Raw genomic sequence first — 24,665 nt, 5'->3', positions numbered from 1 at the left:
TGCGTATTGAGACATTAGCATTACATCAAATAATTAAAGAATAAATATTAAATTAATCTCAATACGCAATACTCACTACGCAATACGCTAAAATGAAGATTACAGACCATATAAAAAACGCAAAGGGTAAAACCTTATTCTCATTTGAACTTTTGCCACCTATAAAAGGGCAAAGCATTCAGTGGATTTATGATGCTATTGACCCACTTTTAGAATTCAATCCGCCTTTTATTGACGTAACCTCATTAAGGGAAGATTACATTTACAAGGAGCAAGAAAATGGTTTACTGCAAAAAGTTTCTTATCGCAAACGTCCAGGTACAATTGCTATTTGTGCGGCAATTATTCATAAGTATAAAATAGATGCTGTTCCGCATTTAATTTGCGGCGGTTTTACAAAAGAGGAAACTGAAAATGCATTAATAGACTTACAATTTTTAGGGATTGATAATGTTTTAGCTTTAAGGGGTGATGCTCGTGCTGCAGATACGTCATTTGTTCCAACAAAAGGCGGACATTGTTATGCAACAGATTTAATTGAGCATATTAAAAACCATAATGAAGGGAAGTTTTTGCATGAAGACATAGATACTTTCAAAAGTGATTTCTGTATCGGCGTTGCCGGATATCCTGAAAAACATTTTGAGGCTCCTAACCTAAATGCTGATTTCAAATTTTTAAAGAAAAAGGTGGATATGGGCGCAGAGTTTATTGTTACCCAAATGTTTTTCGACAATCAGAAATATTTCGATTTTGTAAATAAATGTAGGGAAAACGGGATTAATGTACCCATCATTCCTGGATTAAAACCCATCAGCACACTTACCCAATTAAATGTTCTGCCTAAAATTTTCCATATAGATTTACCTGAGGATTTAACTGATGCTTTATCACATGCTAAAAGCAATGCTGAAGCAAAAGAAATTGGAACAGAAGCTATGATTAAACAGTGTAAAGAGCTCATCGAATTTGGCGCACCTGTATTACATTTTTATACCATGGGCAGACCAGAACAAACGAAACAAATAGCTAGGGCGATATTTTAGTTTGTCTTTTTAACATTCAAAACTTTTATCATGAATAACTTAAATAAAGACGCACAAATTCTTGAGGAAATCTTCAATCAAGTTCAACAGCAAGGATTAGCTTATTTAAATACCATTCATGAAAGGTCCACTACAAGTCAGCAAACAGTAGCACAGGTTACCGATTTAAGTTACGATGGAATTGGGACATTAGATACACTCAAATATTTTAATGAGAGGTTTGAACCAATTATCGTTGCCTCTTCTGGACCAAGATATTGGGGATTTGTAACTGGTGGTACTACTCCTGCAGCTATTGCTGGCGATTGGTTATCAACTATTTACGACCAGAATACACAATCGATAAAAGGTAATGGTGATATTTCTGCCATCATAGAACTAGAAACCATTCAGTTATTACTTTCACTTTTTAACCTGCCAAAAGATTTTTTTGGTGGCTTTGTAACAGGAGCAACCTTATCAAACTTTAGCTGTTTAGCAGTTGCTAGGCAATGGATTGGCAAGCAATTAGGTAAAGACTTTAGTAGGGATGGCATTACAACCGGAATTAAAGTCTTATCAGCTACGCCACATTCATCAGCTATCAAATCTTTAGCAATGCTGGGAATCGGTAGCAATAATTTCATTGCCATAAAGGTTGGTGAAGGCAATAGAGAAGCAATAGATATTACAGATTTAACGGAAAAGATAAAAGCACTAAATGGCGAACCTTTTATTCTTATATCAAGTGCAGGAACAGTAAACACTGTTGATTTTGATGATTTTGAAGCAATAAACAAATTAAAGTCGGAATACAATTTTTGGTGGCATATTGATGCGGCATTTGGTGGCTTTGCTGCTTGCTCACCACTGTATAAGCACCTTGTTAAAGGCTGGGAAAATGCAGATAGTATTACGGTCGATTGTCATAAATGGTTAAATGTTCCTTATGAAAGCGCTGTGTTTTTCGTGAAAGAAAAACATCAACGTCTGCAAGTAGAAACTTTTCAAAATTCCAATGCCGCTTATTTAGGCGACCCTCAAGAGAACTTCAGCTACCTTAATTTCTTACCAGAAAATTCAAGACGACTAAAGGCATTGCCAGCTTGGTTTACATTAATGAGTTATGGCAAAACTGGCTACAAAGAATTGGTTGAAAGCAATGTTTTAATGGCTCAGCAATTTGCTGATTTTATCACCAACAATAAAAATTTCGAACTCCTTGCTCCTGTCCGTTTAAACACCGTTTGCTTTACTTTAGTTAACGAAGATTTAGTTACTGATTTTTTAAATCAGCTTAATGCTACAGGCAAGGTATTTATGACACCAACTTTCTACAATGGCAAAAAAGGGATAAGAGCTGCTTTTGTCAATTGGAGAACTTCAACAAATGATGTTGCGATCGCAACTGCGGAAATGGAGCGGATAGCCACTTCTTTGTGTATTTAAGTGTTTTACGTTATTACAAAACAATGGCACTCCAATAAATTATTGCTGTTATTTTTGGGGCAATGATTAAAAGCTCAATAAAACAACTAGGCTATGTGATGCTCATCACCTTAACTTTTTTAAGTTTTGGCAGTTATGTTTTATTGGAAAATTTCAAGGCTAAAACAGAAAATGTTAGTAATGAGGTTTCTGAAGAAAATGCAGAATCAAGCAAGGAAACTTCAAAAGAACTTACTAATAGCTATCTCTTTGAAAAAGCATTAAACCTATCCTGCCTTAACTACGCTAGCATTAAACAATTTCCTTTGTTGGAGATTAAAGTATCTTCATTTTCTGTAAAGCCAAGCACACCCCCACCAGATTTATTTGAGAGTTAGATCAAATAAAAAACATCCAAATTAATATATAATACTTTTTAATATGAAACAAATACTTTCTATTATAGCTATTGCTATGGTCGGATTTGTAGCACAATCTAATGCGCAAACCGTTAAACAAACTAATGTTACCCCAATTACAAACTCCTTATCCACAGTTGTAAAACTAGAGCCAATAAATTTCACTTATGATAAAGATTGGTTACAAAAACTTAATTTAAAACCTTCACAAAGTGGATTTAATATAGAACAACTTTCAAAGGTTAATCCAAAATTGGTTGTAAATCAACAATTAAATTATAGCGAAGGAAAAAACAACAATAAAACAGTTGTAGTTCAAAAAGTAGATTATGAAATGCTGATTCCAATGTTAGTTGGTAGCATTAAAGAACAACAGCAACAAATAGATGCGCTAAAAGCAGAGCTGAAAACGCTGAAGAGCAAGTCTGCGAAGTAGTAATATGTAACGTCATTTCGAAATGAGCTTTTCGCGATTGAGAAATCTGTTAGTTTTACCTCCTAGATTTCTCCTCGTACCTCGTTCGAAATGACAATTATTTCTCTTTATTCCTCCAACAAATACCCTTTAAATCCTTCAAAATCTTTTCCCAAATCATCATACAATTCTGGGTTATTTTTTAGACTTTCTACTTGTGCAGGTAATTTGATTTTCTCCAAAATTTCAGCAGGAAAAACTTCTGGGAACTTACAAGCGTGGGCAGTAGATAAAAAGACTTTAGCACTTTTATCACTTGGGTTTTCTTCTGCATAAGCTTTCGTTGCAAGATATGCAATGGCGGTATGCGGACAAGCAACATAATTGAATTGCTCAAAAATCTCGTTAATTCCGGCCAAGGTTTCCTTATCTGTAAAACGATAAGCTTTTACCAACTCTTTAATTGCATTTTTATCTTCATTAAACAAATTCATGATACGCACCCAATTGCTTGGCGCACCAACATCCATCGCGTTAGCGTAAGTTTGTACAGATGGTTTAGTATCATAAATACCTGTTTCTAAAAAGCGAGGAACAGTATCGTTAGCATTGGTAGCCGCAATAAATTGATGAACAGGTAATCCCATTTTGTAGGCTAATAAACCCGCTCCTATGTTTCCAAAGTTTCCACTAGGCACTGAAAAAACAACCTCATTAAAACCTTGTCTTTTCAACTGTGCGTAAGCATTAAAATAATAGAAGGTCTGAGGAATTAGCCTTGCAATATTTATCGAATTAGCAGAAGTTAACCTAAATTTTGCATTCAACTCGTCATCAGCAAAAGCTTGTTTAACTAATGCTTGGCAATCATCAAAAGTTCCATCAACAGCAATTGCCCTAATATTTTTTCCATTAGTAGTTAATTGCAAACGTTGTACTTCGCTTACTTTCCCTTTTGGGAACAGTATGGTTACCCTTGTATTTGGCACACCCAAGAAACCTAAAGCAACAGCACCTCCTGTATCTCCAGAAGTAGCTACTAAAACATCTAATAGTTGCTCTCCATCTTTTAAGAAATAAGCCATTACACGGCTCATGAATCGAGCACCGAAATCTTTAAAAGCTAAAGAAGGCCCGTGAAATAATTCCAGCACAAAAGTCTCTTCGTCTAATTTTACAACTGGAGCATCAAAGTTTGCAGCATCTTCAACCAAAGCTTTTAAATCAGCAGCTGGAATTTCATCCTTTAACAAAGTTGATGCAATTTTATAAGCAATCTCTGGTAAAGAATAGTTCTCAATATTATTGATGAATTCTTGCTCTAATTGAGGGATTTCTAAAGGCATATACAAGCCTCTATCTTGCGGCATACTATTAAAAACTGCTTCTTGGAAGGAAACACGTAAGTCTTTATTGTTGGTTGAATATAACTTCATAATTTATGGAAAATGGAAGATGGTTGATGGAAGATGTAGGCTTAGTCACATTTTCCATTTTACATCTTACCTGTCTACATTACTTTAGGCCCCTCAGCATTTACTGAAGACACGTAAGCGTTACTATTGATTTTTAATTCTGTTAAGTGTTTTTGTTGTGCATCAGTAATTTTTCGGGCAGTTGCCTCATCTTTGGCCAACGCAAAAACAGACGGACCAGAACCCGATATCCCGAAACCAACTGCACCATTTTCCATTGCTAGTTCTCTTAAAGTTTCAAAACCTGGAATTAAAATAGAACGAGTTGGTTCAATCAATACATCTTTCATACTTCTGCCCACTAAGTCGATATCGTTTAAAAACAATCCACTTACCAAACCAGCTACATTTCCCCATTGGGTAACCGCATCTTTTAATAATACCTTAGCCTTAATCATTTGCCTTGCATCTTTTGTTGGCACCTCAACTTCTGGATAAACAATAGCAGCGAACAAATTTTTTGGTGTTGGCAAAGCGATTAAATCTAATGGTTCATAACTACGAACCAACACGAAACCGCCCATTAGAGCGGGTGCTACATTGTCTGCGTGACCATAACCGCAAGCTAATTCTTCGCCTTTCATGGCAAAAGGAACTAATTCTTTAGCGGTTAATAAATTACCCATTAACTGATTAATGGCATATAATCCAGCAACTGTACTCGCCGAGCTAGAGCCTAATCCACTGCCGATGGGCATTTTTTTATGCAATTCTATTTCTACACCAACATCTTCCCTATTTAGATGTTTAAGGTAATGTTGCACACTTGCGCTTACGGTATTCTTTGCAGAATCTAATGGCAAACGACCATCATCGCCAGTAATTTTTAACAAACGAACACCTGGTTCATCCACTAATCGCATCACCACTTCATCGCCAGGTTCATTTACTGCAAAACCTAAAACATCAAATCCACAAACTACGTTGGCAACGGTGGCAGGAGCAAAAACTTTTATTTCTTTCATTTTATTAGATTTGAGATATCACATCATTATCTCTATAATTCTTTAAACTTTATTACTCTTTAGTCTTTAAGCTTTTTCTCCACCAACATTAATGATATCTGCAAAAACTCCCGCAGCAGTAACCTCAGCACCAGCACCTGGACCTTTAACTACTAATGGCCTAACCTTATACCTGTCAGTTGTAAAAGAGATAATGTTATCACTTCCCGAAAGCATGTAAAATGGATGGTTTTCATCTACCATTTGCAAAGTGATTGATGCTTTTCCATCTTCCAGTTTTCCAATATATCTCAATACCTTTTTACTAGCTTCTGCTTCTTGTTTCAATTGGGTAAAATAGTCTGCATTCAATTCTAATTGTCTGTAAAACTCTTCTACTGTTGGTGCTTGCAAACACGCATCTGGCAGCATATTTTGAATGCTTACATCAGCTTCTTCGAAAGCATAACCAGCATCACGAGCTAGAATTAGCATTTTACGCATAAAATCTTTTCCGTTCAAATCATCGCGTGGGTCTGGTTCAGTGTAACCTAGTTCTTGCGCTTCTTTTACAATTTCGTGGAAAGCAGCATCACCTTTAAAGTGGTTAAAAATGTAAGATATTGTTCCAGATAGAATGGCTTCTATACGAGCGATTTTATCACCACTCATCATTAAATCTTTTAAGGTTCTAATGATTGGCAAACCTGCCCCCACATTGGTTTCGTAATAGAAGTCTACACCAAACTTACGAGCTGTATTTTTAAAGGTTTCGTACTGAGCAAAACTTGCAGAATTACCAATTTTATTACAAGTAACTACCGAGATGCTTGCTTCGAAAACGCCTTGGTAAAATGGTACTGGTTTCGGACTAGCAGTATTATCTACAAATACACAGTTCGGTAAGTTCATTGCTTTCATTTGAGCTACAAAATCTTCCAAGTTTGCAGTTTCGCCTTGTGTATTTAGAGTTTCTTCCCAGTTTTCTAATGCTATGCCATTGGGCGATAAAAGCATTTTACGAGTATTACTAATGCCCATTATTTTTACCTGCAAATCATTGTTTTTAGCCAAGAAAGGCATTTGAACTTGTAATTGTTTGAACAAGGTTTTACCTATATTCCCAGTCCCTAAACAGAAAATGTGCAAAGTTTTATTCAGTTCAGTATAAAAAGCATCATGTACCGCATTTACTGCTTTCGATAAATCTCCTTTGGCAATAATTACCGAGATATTGTATTCTGATGAACCTTGCGCAATGGCGTGAACATTTACACCATTTCTGCCTAAAGAGTGGAACAACTTACCAGAAATACCCGGTGTACGTTTCATGTTTTCGCCAACAATAGCCAATACCGCTAAGCCGTCTTCAACTTCTGGCGCTTGTAATTTGTTCGCTTGTAGTTCTAAATCAAACTCTTTTGCAATTAAATTAACTGCTTTAACTGCATCTGTGGGTTTTACCGCAAAAGTAATGCTATGTTCAGAAGATGATTGTGTGATTAAAACTACGTTGATTTGCTCACGAGATAATAACGAAAACAATCTTCCACTAAAACCTGCTTTACCCACCATTCCACTACCAGCTAAATTAATGATGCTGATATCATCAATAGAAGAAATCCCTTTTATTGGCAACGCCGATGGTTTTGCACCGTGTAAAATATAAGTCCCTTTGAAATCTACATCAAAGGTATTTTTAATTACAATTGGGATTTTCTTTAAAAATGCAGGAGTCATTGTTGGTGGATAAATTACCTTAGCACCGAAATAAGATAATTCCATTGCTTCGATGTAACTTAATTCCTCCAATGGAAAAGCTTTTTTTACAATCCTTGGGTCGGCTGTCATCATACCGTTAACGTCAGTCCATATTTGGATTTCACTAGCATTTAATGCCGAACCTAAAATTGCAGCAGTATAATCACTGCCACCTCTGCCTAAGGTTGTAACACGGTTAGCTTCATTACTAGCAATGAAACCAGTAACAAAAAGCATTTTACCTGCATTGTTTTCGTAGAAATCCTTAACTAAAAAATCGGTTAATTGAGTGTTTACACGAGCCTGACCAAAATTGCCATCTGTTTTAATGAATAGTGTTGCATCTGCAAAAACCGCTTCAGGAAACTGTTGTTTGGCAATGTGACAAACCATAAAAGTAGAACAACGTTCGCCATAACTTAACACTAAATCTTTGGCTTGTAAACTCAGTTCTTGCAAATTATAAATGGCTTGCAACAATTCTTCTAACTCGTTGAAATACAATTTCAACTTTGTTAAAACTGGGTTTTGCGCAGAAGCAGGCAATAAAGCCCTAATCACTTCAAAGTGACGTTGCTCAATCGCTTTTAGCTCTTCATTATAATCTTGTCCCAATGCAGCTTTTTCTGCCATGGAAGTCAACAAGTTGGTTACACCGCTCATTGCCGACAAAACCACAACTGGTTTTTCTTGCTGCTGATTTTCTTTTGCCAAGATGTTCAACAAAGCACTGATGCTTTCTACTGAACCTACTGATGTACCGCCAAATTTTAAAATGTTCATGATATAAGGTTAAAAAAAAAGCGCTCCCGATTTTGTCGGGAGCGCTTTATATGTTGTGTTCAGTTATACCACTAGCGTTTCCCCATCAGGCTTTTGCCTGTTGTCAATGTTGTTGTTGTGGTAATAATTGAGTTGTTAAAAATCATTTTTTCTTAGTGTATTTTCTACACCGCTAAGTAGGCGATTATTTTTTACAATGTCAAGTATTATTTGAAAATAATTTTAATTTTTTATTAAAACGGTTTAGTAGTTGCCAAATTCGCAACATAAAAGGCTTTTTTAAGCATATTTTAAAATAATTATTTGAAAAGGTGCTTCAGAGATAATTGGATTGGTTCTGTCCCGCTGTTCCTACAAGCCCCGATGAAGAATCGGGGGCTTTTCGTAACCATCTGGTTTAGAGATGAAAGGCTTTTGCTACTATTGAAGTTTGCATTACAAATCGCAAAAATAAAGCTTGTCCTAATGGTCGGTGTCTCACCAACCATCTTATTATTCTAGTTCAAAACCCAAAGGTTTCTGCAGGTGAGACACCAGCCGATAAGCGAAATATTCCTCAAAATTCACTAATTTGCAATAAGCAAAAACTCAAATGGAAGATAAGGTTTATGATATTTTAGGCGGAATTGAATACGGTTCTTTCGAGTCAAAAATGTCTTGTTTAAATCAGCTTGATGATTTGATTGAATTTAAGCAATTATCAATAGACGAGCTAGAAGAATGTGCTACTAAACTAGTTGACATTGTTTTGTATGAAACAAATCCGCAGCTTGTTAGAGAGATTTTTAGAGCAATTGAAAACATCTTTTTGGCAAACTCAAGCATCAATGTTTCTTTAGAGGGTTTAATTGATGTATTTGAAGAAGACGAAGCCATTTTAGCCAACACATTAATCTTAATTCCCTTTACTGGTCAGAAAAAATACATAGAGCTGGTAAAAACCTACCTTAACCATAGCAATGAATTGGTTAGCAAAAATGCTGCTTACGCATTAAAGTATTTGGACAGGTAGTTTTGGTTCCTTGCACAGGCTTGTGTCTCTAAACCTGACAGTAGCGTAAATCCTTTTACCAAAGTCCCCTTCAGGGGATTTAGGGGTGAAAGATTGAAGCGAATGGCAGGACTATCCTCAAATTGAAACACTGCATTTGCTTTTCAAAATAATCCTACGCACATTTTCCATCTTACATCTTACATTTTCTTACATTTGTGCTTTATGCAAGGATTAGTCATTAAATCTACAGGGAGTTGGTACCAAGTTTACGCCGAAGATGGTAAAACCTACGATTGCCGTATTAAGGGTAAATTTAGGATTCAGGGTATACAAACCACTAATCCGATTGCCGTTGGCGATAAAGTTGGTTTCGAATTAGAGCCAAATGCAGAAACTGGTGTAATTGATACATTGCAGGATAGAAAGAATTACATTATCCGCAAATCGATTAATCTAAGTAAACAAGCACAGATTATTGCCGCCAATTTAGACCAAGCTTTTCTTATTGTAACCTTGGCTTCGCCACGAACTTCTTTAGGTTTTATAGACCGTTTTTTAGTGACTTCTGAAGCTTATAGTATTCCCACTTGTTTAATATTTAACAAGCTAGATTTATTTAGCAAACAAGGCTTAGAATTTTTGGCCGAGTACAAAGCCATTTACGAGAAAATCGGCTATCCTTGTTATGAAGTTTCTGCTTTAAAAGGCACAAACGTTGACCAAATTAAAGATTTATTAAAAGATAAAACGACTTTATTCTCTGGTCATTCTGGTGTTGGAAAATCTAGTTTAATTAATGCTTTGTTACCTGGTTTCGAGATTAAAACTGGCGAAATATCTGATTGGAGCGACAAAGGTCAGCACACCACAACATTTGCCGAAATGCATACTTTACCTTTTGGCGGCTACTTAATTGACACCCCTGGAATTAGGGAATTAGGTGTTTTTGACATTAAGCCTGAAGAACTAAGCCATTATTTTGTGGAGATGCGGGAGCGTTTAAACCAGTGCCGTTTTAACAATTGCCGCCATGTAAACGAACCAGGTTGTGCAGTAATTAAAGCTGTTGAAGAAGGCGAAATTGAAGTAAGCAGATACGAAAGTTACTTAAGTATTTTTCATAATAATGATACTCGTGCCTAATGGCACAGTCTAGAGTCAATAGTCCAAAGTCTTGAGTAAAAACAGACTCAGGACTGCTGACTTAAGACTATTGACTTCTCTTCAAAAAGTCTTTTAAATAACTGCACTCGTTTACTGCGGTTTTGTAAAATGGTGTTTTAGCATATTGATTTTTCATCTCTGCGAAGTATGGGTTTTCTGAGTTCATTCTTGTGTAAATGCGGTCTTGCTCCTTACCTAACTTTTCATAATCTTCAGTTTCATTCCAGGTTATAGCATCATATTTTTGCAGTATTTTTTTCTGTTCGCACCTAGCTAGCATAAAAGTACATTTAGCTTTAAAGTTTGCGTCTTTGCTTAATTCTCTAGCTTTTTCGAAGTATTCCTTGGCTTTCAAAGCTAATTTATAATCTGAATTGTAATCGTATTTCCCTCTATTCTGGTTAGCAAAAATTCGCCAATCATAACTTATAAAAAACCAAGCGTTGCCAAATTCTCCAGTTTGATAAAGTCCTTTTGCCATTTGATAATAATATTGCGCTGCATTCTTTTTATCTGTATTTGCTAGTCTTTGTAAGTTTAGCATTTTTTTTGCAAAGGTTTTCTTGTTTAAGCGGTTAGGTTTGTTTACATATTTTTTAGGATAATCCGTTACCGTTTCTGCAAAGGCATTAGCATATTGTTTATGAACTAAATGTTTACCGTTATCTAACCATTCCCACTCTTCAGGCATCCAATATTTATAAGTTTTAGACAGTTTATTGAAACATTCTATGGCCTTTGCATATTGGTGTGCACGTAGATGAGCAGTTCCTTGCAGTTCATAAAAATCATCACTACTAAATTGATTAAGACTTTTTGCAAGTAAACCATCGAAATTATCTATAGCTGTTTTAGTTTTATAAGTCGCAATTTTATCTAATGTATTTTCGCTTAAGCTTTGCATCCAATACATAGTAGTTTGATAGCTTAATGATTTTTTAAACTTCATATTTTTTAGCAATTTATATTTTGCATCGCCTTTTAACATTGCCAACGCAGCTTTTGCCGTATCGCCCAATTTTGTATAAGCTGGAGCTAAGACTTGCTGGTAAAAATTTCTGGTTGTAATAGTATAACGACTTTTTTCACCTTCATTCCAGCCATAATAGTACTCTGAATCCTTTGGTTGTACTGGGTTTTCTTCTAAACGTTTTTCATCAAGCCATTTTAATGCAGGTAAAAGTTCATTTTCATTAAAATTATTTCCTTTTTTAATCTGATTGGCTTTAACTAACAATTCTGTTATGCGATATTGGTCTTTTAGCTTAGGAGATAATTTTTCTAGATTAACCTTATTCAAATATTTCATAGCTAAAACATCATTATGTTCTATCCACGACAAGTAAGCAGCGGTAATATTACCAAAATCTGGTTCGATATATTTTTTCTCGTTAGCTATCCTAGTGGCAAAATCTCTTACTACTTTTAGGTGTTTTAAGTTAGCAGTTTTCAAACTATCTGCATTTTTACCATAATTAAAATAATTCCCATATATAGAGGCAGAAAAATAATCGTAAGCCATAGGAGATCGCTCTAACAGATTTTGCTCCAGCTTATTCACTTCTCTAATTACCAATGCACCCACTAATTGGTTTGCTGGATTACATTCATAAACATCTTTAACTAACTGTATCTCAGAATCTGGCTTCTTAAACCCATTAATTGCATAAATATTAGCTTTCTCATCCTCACTTTTAGCAAATTTCAATACATCATCCATTTTAGCACTTGTCCAAAAATAATTTCTATAAGCCACTATCCGTCTTTCTGGATTGCTTGCAAAAACCTTAGAAAATAAAAAGGCTGCTTCATCAGCTTTACCTTCAGCTCTAATTATACCCGCATATTGTGAAATTGCCCAACCTTTAACAGCGCTAGTTGAAGGATTATTGGCAATGTATTTCTCATACACCATTTTACTCTGCTGCTTATTGCCTGCATAACGATACATTCTTTGAATTTGATAAGCGTATCTCAGTTTTAGAAAATCATCTTTAAAGTTAGGTAGAAGCGCTAAGTTTTTATCAGCACATTTCATTAAGAAAACACTATCAACTATTGGTTGAGTCCAAGAACCATAGATATGCGAAATCATAGGTTCACATTGTTTTAGCAACCTGTAATAGTTTAATGCAGCTTTATTTTTACTTAAAGCGGCTAAAAAATTGTTTTTCTTTAAGCTATCTGGTAATGTGGATGTCCATTTAAAAGATGCCTTTTTTAATCTGACATCAGAGGCACTATCTAACTCGTACATTATCTTACGAACATCTTTTAGCTTTACGCCTAAATATTTTGCCCACTCAGCACTATTTACATTCTCTTCAGCCCAAACATCATCTTCACTATTTAAGAATAACAGCCCATTAAAAGCAAAAGGTTTGTATTGGTCACCCTGTACATTATTGTGGAAGTAAGAAACATAATAATCGTATGGGTCTTGTTCTGGTCCGCAAGCAATATTCACAGCTAATTCGCCAAAAAAAACGGCAAAAAAACTAACGCAAAATATTAGCGATTTCTTCCAATTGAGTGATTTCATAATTTTTAAGTAGATTTTTATCTAGGTGGTAGTAGATTAAATTTATTGGTTTTTCTGATAAATAAGATGATAAATATTCAGCCGTTTTTTTGAGGTCTTCTACCTTACTTTCTTCATATCTTACCTCATCATTTCTGCTTAATCCGAAAGCTGGTAAATCTGTTTTGGCAAGATATAACCCATCTTTTTGCAAGCTAAACAACGCTGATTTTTTCAAATCTGATAAGCTAACTCTTTTTGAAATTCCTGCATATTGTTTGTTTCTAAAAACTACGCTCCAAGAAAATAAGGGCAGAGCAACATCAATATCCATCGGATAAAAACCAAGATTTTCACCTGCATATTTTTTAAGTTCAGGTACATCTAAAATTGAATTTTGCGTTCCATACTGACGAAGATTACCCATATTATAACACATCAATAAAACTTTATCAACTGGCGGAATTCCACTTTTCTCTTGATTTTTTAATTGATGTAACCTTAATGTTGAGGATAAAAGCCTCGTTTTATTATTTGTTTTTAGCTTCTTAAGCAATTCGAAATATTTGGTTCTGGTGGTTGCCGTCCAATCACAATCTATCTGCAACTCTTCATAATCCTTTTGCCCAGATTGTAGCACTTTTGATTTTACAAAAGCCAAAATATTATAGGCTAATTGTTCTACTTGTGCATCACTTTGTGTTTTTAGGACTTCATTAACAATGAAAACCACAGGAACAATTTCAAGATTTTTCGGAATTGAATCAGTAAAATTTATTGGTGCAACTGGAACAGCTTTTAGATTGATATCTAAATCTACATCCATTATTCTCACATAAAACTTCTTACTGTGAAACTGGTTTAAATATTGGTTTTCAACTTTGTTTTGTTTATAAACCGTTTTCCAATAATAAAAAGACGTACTTACTTCTCGCTTTTGTTGGCAAGCAGTTAGTAGAATTATAAAAAACAATATATACTTGTATCTCATTAGCTAAAACTAATATTTAAAAAGATGAGAAGCTATACGTATTAGTAGGTATTTTTAATAAAAGATGAGAGCAGTTTTACAAAGAGTTACACAAGCCAGTTGCAAAGTAGATGGCCAGATTACTGGAGAAATTGAAAATGGTTTTTTGGTCTTATTAGGTGTTGAAGATGCAGATACCCGAGAAGATTTGGAATGGTTGGCTCAAAAGATTGCCAATATGCGAGTTTTTGGGGATGAAAATGACTTGATGAATAAATCGCTTGCAGACATCAATGGAAATATCTTATTGATTAGTCAGTTTACTTTGTTTGCCGCTACCAAAAAAGGGAATAGACCAGGTTTTACAAGGGCAGCAAGGCCTGATAAAGCTATCCCGATGTATGAACAAATGATTAAACAGTTATCAACTTTGTTAAATAAGGAAATCCAGTGTGGCATTTTTGGGGCAGATATGAAAATCAGTTTATTAAATGATGGACCAGTTACCATTTTAATGGACACGAAGGATAAAGACAACCATTAACAAAAAATCATGACGATAGAACAAGCGCAAGAAAGTGTCGACAACTGGATAAAAACAACAGGTGTCCGTTATTTTAACGAACTAACCAATACTGCTATTTTAATGGAAGAAGTTGGTGAAGTTGCTCGAATTATGTCTCGTAAATATGGTGAGCAATCTTTCAAAAAAAGTGATGAAGAAGTAAATCTAGCTGATGAAATGGCTGATGTTTTATTTGTATTGATTTGTTTGGCTAATCAGACTGGCATCGACTTAAACGAAGCATTGATTAAAAATCTAGAAAAGAAATCCATTCGCGATGCAGATAGGCACAAGAATAATGAAAAGCTAAAATAAGTCTGGAGTTGGGAGTCTTGAGTCTTCCGTCATCTTCCATTTTACATTTCCCATCTTACATCAAAAGCAACCTTAATTAGCATCGGTTCGTAACCATTAGTATTAAACTAATTTAAAACGAAATCATTATGTTAATTTATCTAAGAAAAACCCCAGTTGGCATTATTTGCCTAGCCTTATTGTTTGCCCTATCTTGTAAAAAGGATAAACCTGAAGAAACCCCTATTGTAAAAAAGGGCATTCAAATTTCCACCGATGTAAAATTTGGTGCAGTGTTAACGGATAGTGTTGGTAAAACTCTTTATTTCTTTTCTTCAGATGTAGCTGGAACAGCAAATTGTACGGGTGCTTGTGAAACTACTTGGCCAATTTATTATTCTGCCAATGCAAGTACAGATTTAAATGTCAATGCAGCAGAAGTTGCCGTTATTACTCGTGCTGATGGAAAAAAACAAAGTACCTACAAAGGTTATCCATTGTATTATTATATGAACGACTTAGCAGCAGGACAAATTAATGGAGATGGTGTTGCAGGAATTTGGTTTGTTGCAAAACCCGATTATGCGTTAATGGTTGCTAATTACCAATTAACTGGCTTAAATGGAAAAACTTACACCAAAACTTATGCAGAGGGAACTGGCAAAACAGTCTATTTTACAGACTCTAAAGGGAGAACATTATATGCTTTCTCTCCAGACAAAAACAATAAAAATACATTTACTACAGACTTAACTAAAAATGGTATTTGGCCAGTTTATGAAGGAGAGTTGAAAAGTGTGCCGTCCATCATCACAAAAGATTTGATTGCAGTAATTGATGTTACTACTGTCGGCAAAAAGCAATTAACCTACAAAGGTTGGCCTTTATACTATTTTGGTCAAGATGTTATTCGTGGAGATAATAAGGGAGTAAGTGTTGGTGCTGCACCAGGATTTTGGCCAGTGCTAACGGTCGCTACAACTGTTGCGCCTAATTAAACCAATGGCTTTTTTAATTTTAGCCGCAGATTCGCAGATTAATATATATCAAATCTGCGAACTTGCGGTCATTTATCATTTACAACTCAGCTTTAATTTTCGCCGCAGCTTCGGCTAATTCTTCTTGAGTAGGCTTTAGCTTTTCTTTACTAAAATTCATATCACTCACATTATTCATTGGTATCAAATGAATATGTGTATGTGGCACTTCTAATCCAATAACGGCAACACCTACTTTTTTACAAGGAAATGCTTTTTTCAATCCAATGGCTACAATTTTGGCAAACAATGTTAATCCAAAATAACTTTCATCATCCATATCAAAAATATAGTCGATTTCTTTTTTTGGGATAACCAAAACATGTCCCATTACTAACGGATTTACGTCTAAAAAAGCCATAAACTCTGTAGTTTCTGCAACAATGTGTGCTTGAATTTCGCCACTTACAATTTTAGAAAATATGCTCATTTTTGAGTATTTAGTTTTAGTATAAAGTATTAGGACAATCCATCTTACCTTTTACATTTTCCGTCTTACACCTAGTTATCTAGATATCTCTAATATTTCAAATTCCATTTTACCAGCTGGCACTTGGATTTCTGTAGTATCGCCAACAGATTTACCTAATAAACCTTGAGCAATAGGAGATTTCACAGAAATTTTTCCTGTCTTTAAATCAGCTTCGCTTTCGGCTACCAATTGATAAGTCATTGTAGCGCCGTTTTTAACATTTTTAATTTTAACGATAGACAAAGCCAAAACTTTAGTTAAATCAAGTTTGCTTTCATCAATCAGCCTTGCGCTAGAAAGTGTTGCTTCCATTTTTGAGATTTTAGCCTCATGTAAACCTTGTGCTTCCTTGGCCGCATCATACTCTGCATTTTCAGATAAATCTCCTTTATCCCTAGCCTCAGCAATAGCCTTAGATATTGCCGCCCTGTCCACAGTTTTTAATTTGTGTAATTCCTCTTTCAGTTTATCTAAACCTTCTTGGGTATAATAAGTTACGTCTGACATAATTGGTTATTCCTTATAAAATCCTCTAAAAAACAAACAAGACTACATCGGCATCTAGCCTACATAGTCTTGCTTCAATTAAAACGAAGATATAAGGCAATTTTTACAAAAGCAAATATTTTCATACTAATTATTTCATCAAACCTTCATCAGCATTTGCTAACTTTAAAATTCTAATTTTTATAAAACGATGAAAAGACTTAAACTATTATCACTTTTAGTTATTGCTACAATATCTATACAAAATCTTTGGGCACAAGATTTATATATGCCTAGAAATGTTAAGGCAGCTTACCAAAAAGGCACTCGTGCTGCAGATGGGAAACCAGGTAAAAACTATTGGCAAAATCACGGTAAATACAATATGGAAATTGCCGTAAATCCAGACACAAAAATTGTTAGCGGAACCGAAACCATCGATTACTCAAACAATAGTAAGGATACATTAAAATCTATTACCATTCGTTTTGTAAATAATTTACACAAGCCTACCTCATCCAGAGGAGGAGAAGTGAGTGAAGATTTTCTTTCAGCTGGATTAACCATTACATCTTTTAAAATTAATGGAGAAGTTTATAACATCAACGGAAAATCATGGGGAACTACGGGTGAGGTAAGATTAAAAAAACCATTACTCCCAGGTCAAAAAGCATTGCTAAATATCGATTGGAATTATCCTTTATCGAAAGAAAGCGGTCGCGAAGGGCAAATTGACCCAACAAGTATGTTTGTAGCTTATAGTTATCCTCGTGTTTCTGTTTATGATGATTATAATGGATGGGATAGATTGCCGCACACAGATAGACAAGAGTTTTATAACGATTTTAACGATTATGTTTTTTCCATTAAAGCTCCTAAAAACTATGTGGTTTATGCCACAGGCGATTTATTAAATCCCGATGAAGTTTTACAACCTGAGTTTGCTGCTCGATTAAAAAAATCTTATACCAGTGATGAGGTTATTCATATTGCTACTGAACAAGATATGAAAGGCGGAAAGGTTACCTTACAAAACGACTGGAATACGTGGAAATTCTCAGTTAACAACATAGTTGATGTTTGTTTTGCATTAAGCAGCACCTATTTATGGGATGCGGGAAGTGTAATTGTAGATAATAAAACCAACAGAAGAGTAAGCACACAAGCCGCTTATGATGTAAAGGGAACTGATTTTGTGAACTCTGTAAAAAACAACAATTATGCCCTGGCATGGTTCTCTAACAATTGGCCAGGCATTCCTTATCCATTCTCAAAAATGACTGCCTTTCAAGGTTTTGCAGACATGGAATATCCTGGAATGGTAAACGATTCGCAAATGGGTGACGCTTCATTTGCACAATTGGTACAAGACCACGAAATAGCACATACTTATTTCCCATTTTATATGGGTATTAATGAAACCCGTTATGCTTTTATGGATGAAGGTTGGGCGACAACTTTAGAGTATTTAATCGGCATTGCCGAAAAAGGGAAAGAAGCTGCCGATAAGTTTTACAAACAATTTAGGGTTAACAGCTACATTAAAGATAAGTCTGCAGAAGAAGACCAGCCTATTATTTCAATGTCTACGCAATTATCTGGAGCAGGTTACGGCAACAACTCTTACGGTAAGGCTTCCTTATCATATCTAGCATTAAAAGATATGTTAGGTGATGCTACATTCAAAAAAGCTTTGCATACTTATATGGATAATTGGAATGGAAAACATCCAATTCCTTGGGATTACTTCAACTCGATGAATACTGGCTCTGGGCAAAACTTAAACTGGTTTTTTAACAACTGGTTTTTTAGCAATAACTATATAGATTTAGCCATTTCAAAAGTATCAGCAACTGCTGGAAAAAATGTATTGAGCATTAAAAACGAGGGTGGTTTCGCTATTCCTTTTGATGTGGTTATTACTTATGCTGATGGAACCAAGCAGACTTTACATCAAACTCCAACGGTTTGGAAAGCTAATCAGAAACTGGCAACTGTAAATTTTGCAGGAGCTAAGAAAATTGCGTCAATAGTATTAGATGGAGGCATTTTTATGGATGCAACACCAGTTGATAATACTTGGAAGGTAAAATAATTTATAAGTCGTCATTGCGAGGAAGAATGACGAAGCAATCTATCTTGCAGGAAAGATTGCTTCGCTTTGCTCGCAATGACGAAATTATTCACTTTGCGCTCTTTGCGCCTTTGTGGTTAAAACTAACCGTTAATTGCATTACAAGTTGGCTGATGTTTTACTGGAAAGTTTAATGAATTAGCAATAAAACACATTTTATTCGCTTCCTCATGTAAAGCGTTTGCCTGCTCAATTTGCTCCTTTTTCGAGATTAAAACCTCTGGTTGCAATAAAATTGAAGAGAATTGCCCGCTTCCATCAGCATTTTCTACCATTGTACCCACTGCATTATCCTTATATTCCATCACAACAATATCGTTTTTAGAACATAAATGCAAATACCAAAGCATGTGGCAAGAAGAAACGGATGCTAATAACAAGTCTTCTGGGTTGTATTTGGTTTTATCACCCAAAAAAACCGAATCTGATGAGCCTGAAATTGGTTGTTTGTTTTCAATTGAGACAACAAAATCTCGGTCGTAAGAACGGTAATCCATAGTTCCTGAACCTTTGTTGCCTGCCCAAACTAAATTAGTTTTATACTGATGTTCTTTTGCCATACCTTATAGATTTGAGTATTGAGATGTGAGATTTGAGATGAAATCATCCAACCTCGCATCAAAATCATTTATATTTTGTTATGAGCAATTTATGGAATTATAATTTGATTTCCGCTAGCTTTTCAGCTAAAACTTCAGAAATTTTTCGATAAGAATCAAAGGTCCACCCACCAACATGTGGCGTTAAAATAACTTTCCCATTTCCTTTTAATTCATCAAACCAAGGTTGTTCTCCTAGGGCTGGGAATTTCTCGGTTTCTAAAACATCTAAGCCTGCACCTAAAATTTTTCCGCTTTTAATGTTAGCAAGCACAGCTGATGTATTTACAATTTCGCCTCTGGCCGTATTGATAAAAAATATCGGTTTTTTGAAGTGATAAAAATACTCTTCGTTTACCATTTGCCTCGTTTCTTTTGTCAACGGAATATGTAAACTCAACACATCACTATGTTTTACAATTTCTTCCATACTTACTTCACGAGCAAATTCGTTACTGAAACCTGTCTTGTATTTATCGTATGCAATTACATTTACCTCGAATCCAGCTAGTTTCCGAGCCATTTTTTGCCCCATAAAACCATAACCAACAATGCCTACCGTTTTACCTTTTAATTCGCAACCACGATTACCTTCCCTATCCCAAACTCCATTTCTAATTTCATTATCCGCATTGCGAAAGTTATTCATCAAAGCAAGTAAAAGTCCGATGGCGTGTTCTCCCACCGCATCTCTATTCCCCTCTGGAGCATTAATCAATTGAATGTTTTTTTCATTTGCAATGGCAACATCAATATTATCTAATCCTGCCCCTGCCCTAGCTACAAACTTTAAATTTGGTGCAACGTCAAAAAGTTCCTTGTCAATTCTAAACTTGGTACGCACAGCGATGCCAACATAATCCTTAATTACAGCTAATGTTTCAACTCTAGTTATTAATGGTTTATCATCAACTTCAAAACCTAAGGCTATTGCTCTTTCTTTAAATACAGGATGTAAATCATCAATTATTAAAATCTTCTTGCTCATGGATTAGGCTTGTGTCAATTGAGTTAAATGCTGTGTTAAAGTAATAAAATCTTCAACCGTTAACTGTTCTGCTCTTTTATCAAAAAACGGGTGGTCGTCCATTTTGTCTTTTGGGATTGTGCCCGACAAAGAATTACGCAAAGTTTTTCTGCGCTGATTAAATCCACCTTTAACCGTACGCCAAAACAATTTCTCATCGCAAGGCAAGGTCTCCATTTTATTTCTGCTTAAGCGGATTACGCCAGAGTTTACTTTTGGTGGTGGATTAAATGTTCCTGGTTTTACAGTAAACAAATATTCTATATCGTAATAAGCTTGAATTAAAACACTTAAAATTCCGTATTCCTTTGTTCCAGATTTTGAAGCACAACGTTCAGCTACTTCCTTCTGGAACATCCCTACCATCTCTACCACGTTATCCTTATGTTCTAAAATTTTAAATAGAATTTGAGAAGAAATATTGTAAGGAAAATTACCTATCACTGCAAATTTGCCTGGGAAAATAGAAGTTAAATCAAGTTTTAAAAAATCGCCGCTTATTAACCTATCTCCCAACTGGGGATATTTACCAGCCAGAAAAGCAACAGATTCAACATCAATATCAATTAAAAACGTTTCTAGATTTTCTCTTTCTAATAGGATATCAGAAAGGATCCCCATTCCTGGTCCAACCTCTAAAACCTGACGATATTGGTCGGTATGAATGAGTCCATCCACAATTTTTTCGGCAATTCTTTTATCTGTTAAAAAATGTTGCCCTAAATGTTTTTTTGCTTTTACTAAACTCATAATTTTATTTTACCGCAAAGAGCGCAAAGTTTACGCTAAGAACACAAAGTTAAGGTTATTATCTAAATGGTTTTATCATTTAACCATAAAGAGCAAAACCTTACAAAAATCGCTTCTTTTCTTTGCGATAATCTCAGCGTTCTTTGCGTTTAACTTTTGTTGCGCTTTTGCGGTTAAACTTTATATTCGCTAATTTGCGCTAAATTCTTTCAAATAATAATGAGCGATAAAGTTAAAATAGGTATCAGCATAGGTGATGTAAATGGCATAGGTTTAGAAGTAATTTTAAAAACCTTTGCAGAGAGTAAGATGCTAGATTACTGTACGCCTATAGTTTACGGACATACAAAAGTGGCTTCTTTCCATAGAAAAGCATTAAATTTTGGCGAGTTGATGTTTAATGTAATCAGCAATGCTGCAGATGCAAACCCACGTAAAGTAAATATGATTAACGCTTGGGAAGAAGATGTAAAAATCGACTTAGGCGTAGCTAACGAAACTGGCGGAAAATATGCTTTATTATCATTACAAAAAGCCACGGATGATTTAGTGAGTGGTGCTATTGACGCATTGGTTACCGCTCCAATTAATAAGAATAATATCCAATCAGAAAATTTCAGTTTCCCTGGTCATACAGAATATTTGCAAGAACGCAGCGGAAGTAGCGATGTATTAATGTTTTTAATCAGCGAAACTTTGCGTGTTGGCGTTGTTACCGGTCATATCCCTGTTTTGGAGGTACCAAAGGCAATTACACAGGAAAAAATTGTTAAGAAAATTCAATTAATAAACGAAAGCTTAAAGAAAGATTTCTGGATTGAAAAACCAAAAATCGCTGTTTTAGGTTTAAATCCACACGCTAGCGACAATGGCTTATTAGGAAAAGAAGAAGCTGAAATTATTTCTCCAGCCATTCAAGAAGCATTTGATAAAGGAATTATTTGTTTCGGACCATATCCTGCTGATGGATTTTTCGGCAATGGTACTTACAAAAAATTTGATGCAGTTTTAGCTATGTATCACGACCAAGGCTTAATTCCTTTTAAAACCATCGCTTTTGATACAGGTGTAAATTATACCGCGGGCTTAAAATTTGTCCGCACTTCTCCAGACCATGGAACTGGTTATGATATTGCCGGTAAAAACATAGCAGACCCAACCTCATTCATGGAAGCTGTTTTTGCAGCAGTTCACATTGTGGAACATCGCCGTGAGCAAGAAAGCCTACTGAAAAATCAATTACGCAGTGGTGGAAAATTAATCGAAACCGCTAGTGACGTAAAGGATGACGCCAACTAGGTAGAAGGTTTAGTGTGGATTGCTAAATGTTAGCGCAGCAACTAAAACATTAACCGACATTTCTGGCATAAGCTTTGTTTAAAGACTTATAATTAACTGCTTGCGATGCTTAGATTAATATTTTCTTTTTTGTGTTTAACACTTATAACCAAAACATCTTTAGCTCAAAAGTTAATAATTCATCCTAAAAAAGGCGAAATCCACTTTTCTTCTAAAACAATTATTAAAGACAAACAAGCATTTGAGACTGCAATAAATCAAAAACGCGACAAGTTGGTTGAAGCATTATTTTCAACATTTAATGGCATGTATGATTCGGCAATTGTTGATTCAGCATTTCTAAAAAAAGTAAAATCTGAAATGAAAGATGAGCCTTTTAAAGTTGAAGATTTTGATTATCATCAGGTTTATTTAGATACAATTATCAAGAGCTATATTACTAATGCAGATACTTTGGTGGGCGATTCCACAATCATCAATGTCAAAAAATCAACGTTTGTTACACAATCAAAAAAAGATAATTTAAAAACTTTTAGTAGTCCAGAAGAGTTCGCTTTCAGCAAAAACAAAGATGTTACCATTAAAGAATTTAGAAATGAACGAAAGGTAATTAACGGCTACAATTGTTTTAAAGTAATTTATAAATTTAAGGTTGATTTTAGTGACGTTGAGGAAATTGACGGCGTAGATATTTTAGGTATTTTGGGCGTTGACCAAGTTAACACAACTGAATTTTGGGTTACTGAAAAAATTCAATCTCTTTTTCACCCAATATGTAGGGACAAAGAAATTTTAGAAAAATATTATCCGTTAGAGATTCTTCAACAAACCTCGTTTTTTAAAGGAATGACAATGTCCTATACATTAAAATCCATAAGTTTAACAAAAAATTTGCCATGAGACTTTCTCCAATTATTCAGCCTGCTGAGCTACTTACTTTAAATCAAGATAAATTTGTGTTAATTGATGCAAGTGCAGGTTCGAAAGCTAGATATGATGAAAATCATTTAGCTGGTGCATTATATATTGACTTAAATACTGATTTAGCAAATATTAAAGATTTTGCCATCGGCGGAAGACATCCTTTACCTAGCATCGCACATTTTACAGCAGTTTTGCAGCGGTTCGGAATCGATGCAGATACTCATGTTATAATTTATGATGATAAGAATGGCGGTAATGCAGCTGCTCGTTTTTGGTGGATGTTGAAAGCAATTGGACATATAAAAGTTCAAGTTTTAAATGGTGGTTTTGATGCTGCAGTTAAAGCTGGATTTGCCACTAACGCAAACAAGGAGACTCCCAAATCTGTGGGACAATATAAAATCACGCACTGGAATCTGCCTTTGGCTGATATTAATGAAGTAGAAACAGCAAGCAAAAAAGGTAATCAAACTATTGTAGATGTTAGAGATGCCAATCGTTTTGCAGGCTTAACCGAACCTATCGATTTAATTGCAGGTCATATTCCTAATGCCATAAATATTCCTTTTACAAATAGTTTAGATGAGAATGGGTTTTTCTTTAATTCTAAAGTGCTAAGAAAAGTTTTAGAAACGGCATTAGAAGGCGTAAAATCAGAAAACCTAATTGTGCATTGCGGTTCTGGTGTTACAGCTTGCCATTTATTATTGGCAATGGATTATGCAGGTTTGGAAATTCCGAAGTTATATGTTGGTTCATGGAGCGAATGGAGCAGGAATGATAAGGATATGGTTTTGGCAGAGAAATAGTTTTTTAAACCATCTAAGAAACCTAAGACCAACAAAGAGCATATTTTTAAATTCTTAATGACTTTAATTACCTAACTATGAGGGGCAACCCATTTCCCTAAGAACCACCACCCAAGTTAACTAAACCTTATTGAAGCGAGCACGAGGCTCGATTCTTCATCGGGACGAAGTAAAGCGGAAAGAAGGGCTGAATTAAGCGAAAAGCAATGTCACTGTTTTTCAAATTATTTATTGTGACGAACTTTTTTAATCTGCTAATCTGTGGCTATAATTTTTATTATAAAATAATTCCCCACTCCTTAGATCCCTGCCTGTCCGGCAGGCAGGCTTCGCCATGCTCTGGATGACAAAGCCTTAATTAAACCGCATT

Annotated in this window: 23 protein-coding genes; 13 read left to right on the top strand and 10 right to left on the bottom strand. The window is 35.1% G+C overall.

The features are described from left to right. Window positions 1-92: 92 nt before the first annotated feature. From metF to R2Q59_RS16925, 4 genes are all read left to right on the top strand, one after another. Window positions 93-1,046: a methylenetetrahydrofolate reductase [NAD(P)H] gene (metF, locus tag R2Q59_RS16940; protein ID WP_316786409.1), complete on the top strand. Its 954-nt coding sequence runs from the start codon at window positions 93-95 to the stop codon at window positions 1,044-1,046. Between the two features lie 30 nt (window positions 1,047-1,076). Continuing rightward, a complete protein-coding gene (locus tag R2Q59_RS16935) occupies window positions 1,077-2,474 on the top strand; it encodes a pyridoxal phosphate-dependent decarboxylase family protein (protein ID WP_316786407.1) in 1,398 nt (465 codons plus the stop codon). Window positions 2,475-2,536: 62 nt separating this feature from the next. Then, on the top strand, window positions 2,537-2,851 hold the full coding sequence (locus R2Q59_RS16930; protein WP_316786405.1) for a hypothetical protein: 315 nt from the start codon (window positions 2,537-2,539) through the stop codon (window positions 2,849-2,851). A 43-nt stretch (window positions 2,852-2,894) separates the two neighbouring features. Further along, on the top strand, window positions 2,895-3,308 hold the full coding sequence (locus R2Q59_RS16925) for a hypothetical protein (RefSeq protein ID WP_316786403.1): 414 nt from the start codon (window positions 2,895-2,897) through the stop codon (window positions 3,306-3,308). 107 nt (window positions 3,309-3,415) lie between these two features. Here the strand turns inward: R2Q59_RS16925 and thrC are convergent, their stop codons facing one another. From thrC to thrA, 3 genes are all read right to left on the bottom strand, one after another. Next, complete coding sequence (gene thrC / locus R2Q59_RS16920; protein WP_316786401.1) at window positions 3,416-4,723, bottom strand: threonine synthase; 1,308 nt, start codon at window positions 4,721-4,723, stop codon at window positions 3,416-3,418. A gap of 74 nt (window positions 4,724-4,797) precedes the next feature. Beyond that, on the bottom strand, window positions 4,798-5,727 hold the full coding sequence (locus R2Q59_RS16915) for a homoserine kinase (protein WP_316771166.1): 930 nt from the start codon (window positions 5,725-5,727) through the stop codon (window positions 4,798-4,800). Window positions 5,728-5,793: 66 nt separating this feature from the next. Continuing rightward, window positions 5,794-8,250, bottom strand: coding sequence for a bifunctional aspartate kinase/homoserine dehydrogenase I (gene thrA, locus R2Q59_RS16910; RefSeq protein WP_316786399.1), 2,457 nt, complete (start codon window positions 8,248-8,250; stop codon window positions 5,794-5,796). A gap of 592 nt (window positions 8,251-8,842) precedes the next feature. On the opposite strand from thrA, the gene R2Q59_RS16905 reads away from it, so the two are divergent. Together R2Q59_RS16905 and rsgA are read left to right on the top strand one after the other, a co-directional pair. Next, window positions 8,843-9,262: a hypothetical protein gene (locus R2Q59_RS16905; protein WP_316786397.1), complete on the top strand. Its 420-nt coding sequence runs from the start codon at window positions 8,843-8,845 to the stop codon at window positions 9,260-9,262. 204 nt (window positions 9,263-9,466) lie between these two features. Further along, on the top strand, window positions 9,467-10,387 hold the full coding sequence (rsgA, locus tag R2Q59_RS16900) for a ribosome small subunit-dependent GTPase A (RefSeq protein WP_316786395.1): 921 nt from the start codon (window positions 9,467-9,469) through the stop codon (window positions 10,385-10,387). A gap of 67 nt (window positions 10,388-10,454) precedes the next feature. Here rsgA and R2Q59_RS16895 read toward each other — a convergent pair whose 3' ends face one another. Together R2Q59_RS16895 and R2Q59_RS16890 are read right to left on the bottom strand one after the other, a co-directional pair. Beyond that, a complete protein-coding gene (locus R2Q59_RS16895) occupies window positions 10,455-12,950 on the bottom strand; it encodes a hypothetical protein (protein ID WP_316786393.1) in 2,496 nt (831 codons plus the stop codon). Beyond that, window positions 12,907-13,920 (bottom strand): hypothetical protein, encoded by a 1,014-nt coding sequence (locus R2Q59_RS16890; protein ID WP_316786391.1) that lies wholly within the window; start codon window positions 13,918-13,920, stop codon window positions 12,907-12,909. Before R2Q59_RS16890 ends, R2Q59_RS16895 begins: the two co-directional genes overlap by 44 nt. Before the next feature lie 64 nt (window positions 13,921-13,984). On the opposite strand from R2Q59_RS16890, the gene dtd reads away from it, so the two are divergent. The 3 genes from dtd to R2Q59_RS16875 all read left to right on the top strand — a co-directional run bounded on the left by dtd (window position 13,985) and on the right by R2Q59_RS16875 (window position 15,756). Continuing rightward, on the top strand, window positions 13,985-14,443 hold the full coding sequence (dtd, locus tag R2Q59_RS16885; protein ID WP_316771154.1) for a D-aminoacyl-tRNA deacylase: 459 nt from the start codon (window positions 13,985-13,987) through the stop codon (window positions 14,441-14,443). A 9-nt stretch (window positions 14,444-14,452) separates the two neighbouring features. Then, window positions 14,453-14,779, top strand: a complete 327-nt coding sequence (locus tag R2Q59_RS16880; RefSeq protein ID WP_316771152.1) for a nucleotide pyrophosphohydrolase — start codon at window positions 14,453-14,455, stop codon at window positions 14,777-14,779. A gap of 128 nt (window positions 14,780-14,907) precedes the next feature. After that, entirely contained in the window at window positions 14,908-15,756 is an 849-nt protein-coding gene (locus R2Q59_RS16875) for a hypothetical protein (RefSeq protein ID WP_316786389.1), read from the top strand. Window positions 15,757-15,835: 79 nt separating this feature from the next. Here R2Q59_RS16875 and R2Q59_RS16870 read toward each other — a convergent pair whose 3' ends face one another. Both R2Q59_RS16870 and greA read right to left on the bottom strand, forming a co-directional pair. Next, window positions 15,836-16,225 carry an HIT family protein gene (locus tag R2Q59_RS16870; protein ID WP_316771148.1) on the bottom strand — a complete coding sequence of 130 codons (390 nt, stop codon included), beginning with the start codon at window positions 16,223-16,225 and terminating at the stop codon, window positions 15,836-15,838. A 75-nt stretch (window positions 16,226-16,300) separates the two neighbouring features. Then, the gene (gene greA, locus R2Q59_RS16865) at window positions 16,301-16,774 is read right to left on the bottom strand and encodes a transcription elongation factor GreA (RefSeq protein WP_131552149.1); all 474 of its coding nucleotides are present in this window, start codon (window positions 16,772-16,774) and stop codon (window positions 16,301-16,303) included. Window positions 16,775-16,964: 190 nt separating this feature from the next. Between greA and R2Q59_RS16860 the strand changes: the two genes are divergently transcribed. Then, a complete protein-coding gene (locus R2Q59_RS16860; RefSeq protein ID WP_316786387.1) occupies window positions 16,965-18,848 on the top strand; it encodes a M1 family metallopeptidase in 1,884 nt (627 codons plus the stop codon). Between the two features lie 122 nt (window positions 18,849-18,970). Here the strand turns inward: R2Q59_RS16860 and R2Q59_RS16855 are convergent, their stop codons facing one another. The 3 genes from R2Q59_RS16855 to rsmA all read right to left on the bottom strand — a co-directional run bounded on the left by R2Q59_RS16855 (window position 18,971) and on the right by rsmA (window position 21,263). Beyond that, complete coding sequence (locus R2Q59_RS16855; RefSeq protein ID WP_316771144.1) at window positions 18,971-19,447, bottom strand: OsmC family protein; 477 nt, start codon at window positions 19,445-19,447, stop codon at window positions 18,971-18,973. Between the two features lie 97 nt (window positions 19,448-19,544). Further along, window positions 19,545-20,474, bottom strand: coding sequence for a 2-hydroxyacid dehydrogenase (locus tag R2Q59_RS16850; protein WP_316786385.1), 930 nt, complete (start codon window positions 20,472-20,474; stop codon window positions 19,545-19,547). Window positions 20,475-20,477: 3 nt separating this feature from the next. Further along, on the bottom strand, window positions 20,478-21,263 hold the full coding sequence (gene rsmA, locus R2Q59_RS16845; RefSeq protein WP_316786383.1) for a 16S rRNA (adenine(1518)-N(6)/adenine(1519)-N(6))-dimethyltransferase RsmA: 786 nt from the start codon (window positions 21,261-21,263) through the stop codon (window positions 20,478-20,480). 219 nt (window positions 21,264-21,482) lie between these two features. Here rsmA and pdxA point away from each other — a divergent pair, with 219 nt between their 5' ends. The 3 genes from pdxA to R2Q59_RS16830 all read left to right on the top strand — a co-directional run bounded on the left by pdxA (window position 21,483) and on the right by R2Q59_RS16830 (window position 24,295). Next, entirely contained in the window at window positions 21,483-22,562 is a 1,080-nt protein-coding gene (gene pdxA / locus R2Q59_RS16840) for a 4-hydroxythreonine-4-phosphate dehydrogenase PdxA (RefSeq protein ID WP_316771138.1), read from the top strand. Window positions 22,563-22,835: 273 nt separating this feature from the next. Further along, window positions 22,836-23,462, top strand: a complete 627-nt coding sequence (locus R2Q59_RS16835) for a hypothetical protein (RefSeq protein ID WP_316771137.1) — start codon at window positions 22,836-22,838, stop codon at window positions 23,460-23,462. Next, complete coding sequence (locus R2Q59_RS16830) at window positions 23,459-24,295, top strand: sulfurtransferase (RefSeq protein ID WP_316786382.1); 837 nt, start codon at window positions 23,459-23,461, stop codon at window positions 24,293-24,295. Before R2Q59_RS16835 ends, R2Q59_RS16830 begins: the two co-directional genes overlap by 4 nt. Window positions 24,296-24,665: the final 370 nt, after the last annotated feature.

It is taken from the genome of Pedobacter frigiditerrae, assembly GCF_032678705.1.
Classification (GTDB): domain Bacteria; phylum Bacteroidota; class Bacteroidia; order Sphingobacteriales; family Sphingobacteriaceae; genus Pedobacter; species Pedobacter frigiditerrae_A.
This window is presented reverse-complemented; position numbering and strand designations above follow the sequence as displayed.

Coding starts and splice junctions, on each gene's coding strand:
- R2Q59_RS16855 (WP_316771144.1), bottom strand. CDS start 19,447: ATGGCAAAAGAACATCAGTATAAAACTAATTTAGTTTGGGCAGGCAAC.
- metF (WP_316786409.1), top strand. CDS start 93: ATGAAGATTACAGACCATATAAAAAACGCAAAGGGTAAAACCTTATTC.
- rsgA (WP_316786395.1), top strand. CDS start 9,467: ATGCAAGGATTAGTCATTAAATCTACAGGGAGTTGGTACCAAGTTTAC.
- pdxA (WP_316771138.1), top strand. CDS start 21,483: ATGAGCGATAAAGTTAAAATAGGTATCAGCATAGGTGATGTAAATGGC.
- greA (WP_131552149.1), bottom strand. CDS start 16,774: ATGTCAGACGTAACTTATTATACCCAAGAAGGTTTAGATAAACTGAAA.
- R2Q59_RS16875 (WP_316786389.1), top strand. CDS start 14,908: ATGTTAATTTATCTAAGAAAAACCCCAGTTGGCATTATTTGCCTAGCC.
- thrA (WP_316786399.1), bottom strand. CDS start 8,250: ATGAACATTTTAAAATTTGGCGGTACATCAGTAGGTTCAGTAGAAAGC.
- R2Q59_RS16880 (WP_316771152.1), top strand. CDS start 14,453: ATGACGATAGAACAAGCGCAAGAAAGTGTCGACAACTGGATAAAAACA.
- R2Q59_RS16830 (WP_316786382.1), top strand. CDS start 23,459: ATGAGACTTTCTCCAATTATTCAGCCTGCTGAGCTACTTACTTTAAAT.
- R2Q59_RS16870 (WP_316771148.1), bottom strand. CDS start 16,225: ATGAGCATATTTTCTAAAATTGTAAGTGGCGAAATTCAAGCACACATT.
- rsmA (WP_316786383.1), bottom strand. CDS start 21,263: ATGAGTTTAGTAAAAGCAAAAAAACATTTAGGGCAACATTTTTTAACA.
- R2Q59_RS16925 (WP_316786403.1), top strand. CDS start 2,895: ATGAAACAAATACTTTCTATTATAGCTATTGCTATGGTCGGATTTGTA.
- thrC (WP_316786401.1), bottom strand. CDS start 4,723: ATGAAGTTATATTCAACCAACAATAAAGACTTACGTGTTTCCTTCCAA.
- R2Q59_RS16915 (WP_316771166.1), bottom strand. CDS start 5,727: ATGAAAGAAATAAAAGTTTTTGCTCCTGCCACCGTTGCCAACGTAGTT.
- R2Q59_RS16850 (WP_316786385.1), bottom strand. CDS start 20,474: ATGAGCAAGAAGATTTTAATAATTGATGATTTACATCCTGTATTTAAA.
- R2Q59_RS16930 (WP_316786405.1), top strand. CDS start 2,537: ATGATTAAAAGCTCAATAAAACAACTAGGCTATGTGATGCTCATCACC.
- dtd (WP_316771154.1), top strand. CDS start 13,985: ATGAGAGCAGTTTTACAAAGAGTTACACAAGCCAGTTGCAAAGTAGAT.
- R2Q59_RS16860 (WP_316786387.1), top strand. CDS start 16,965: ATGAAAAGACTTAAACTATTATCACTTTTAGTTATTGCTACAATATCT.
- R2Q59_RS16895 (WP_316786393.1), bottom strand. CDS start 12,950: ATGAAATCACTCAATTGGAAGAAATCGCTAATATTTTGCGTTAGTTTT.
- R2Q59_RS16935 (WP_316786407.1), top strand. CDS start 1,077: ATGAATAACTTAAATAAAGACGCACAAATTCTTGAGGAAATCTTCAAT.
- R2Q59_RS16890 (WP_316786391.1), bottom strand. CDS start 13,920: ATGAGATACAAGTATATATTGTTTTTTATAATTCTACTAACTGCTTGC.
- R2Q59_RS16905 (WP_316786397.1), top strand. CDS start 8,843: ATGGAAGATAAGGTTTATGATATTTTAGGCGGAATTGAATACGGTTCT.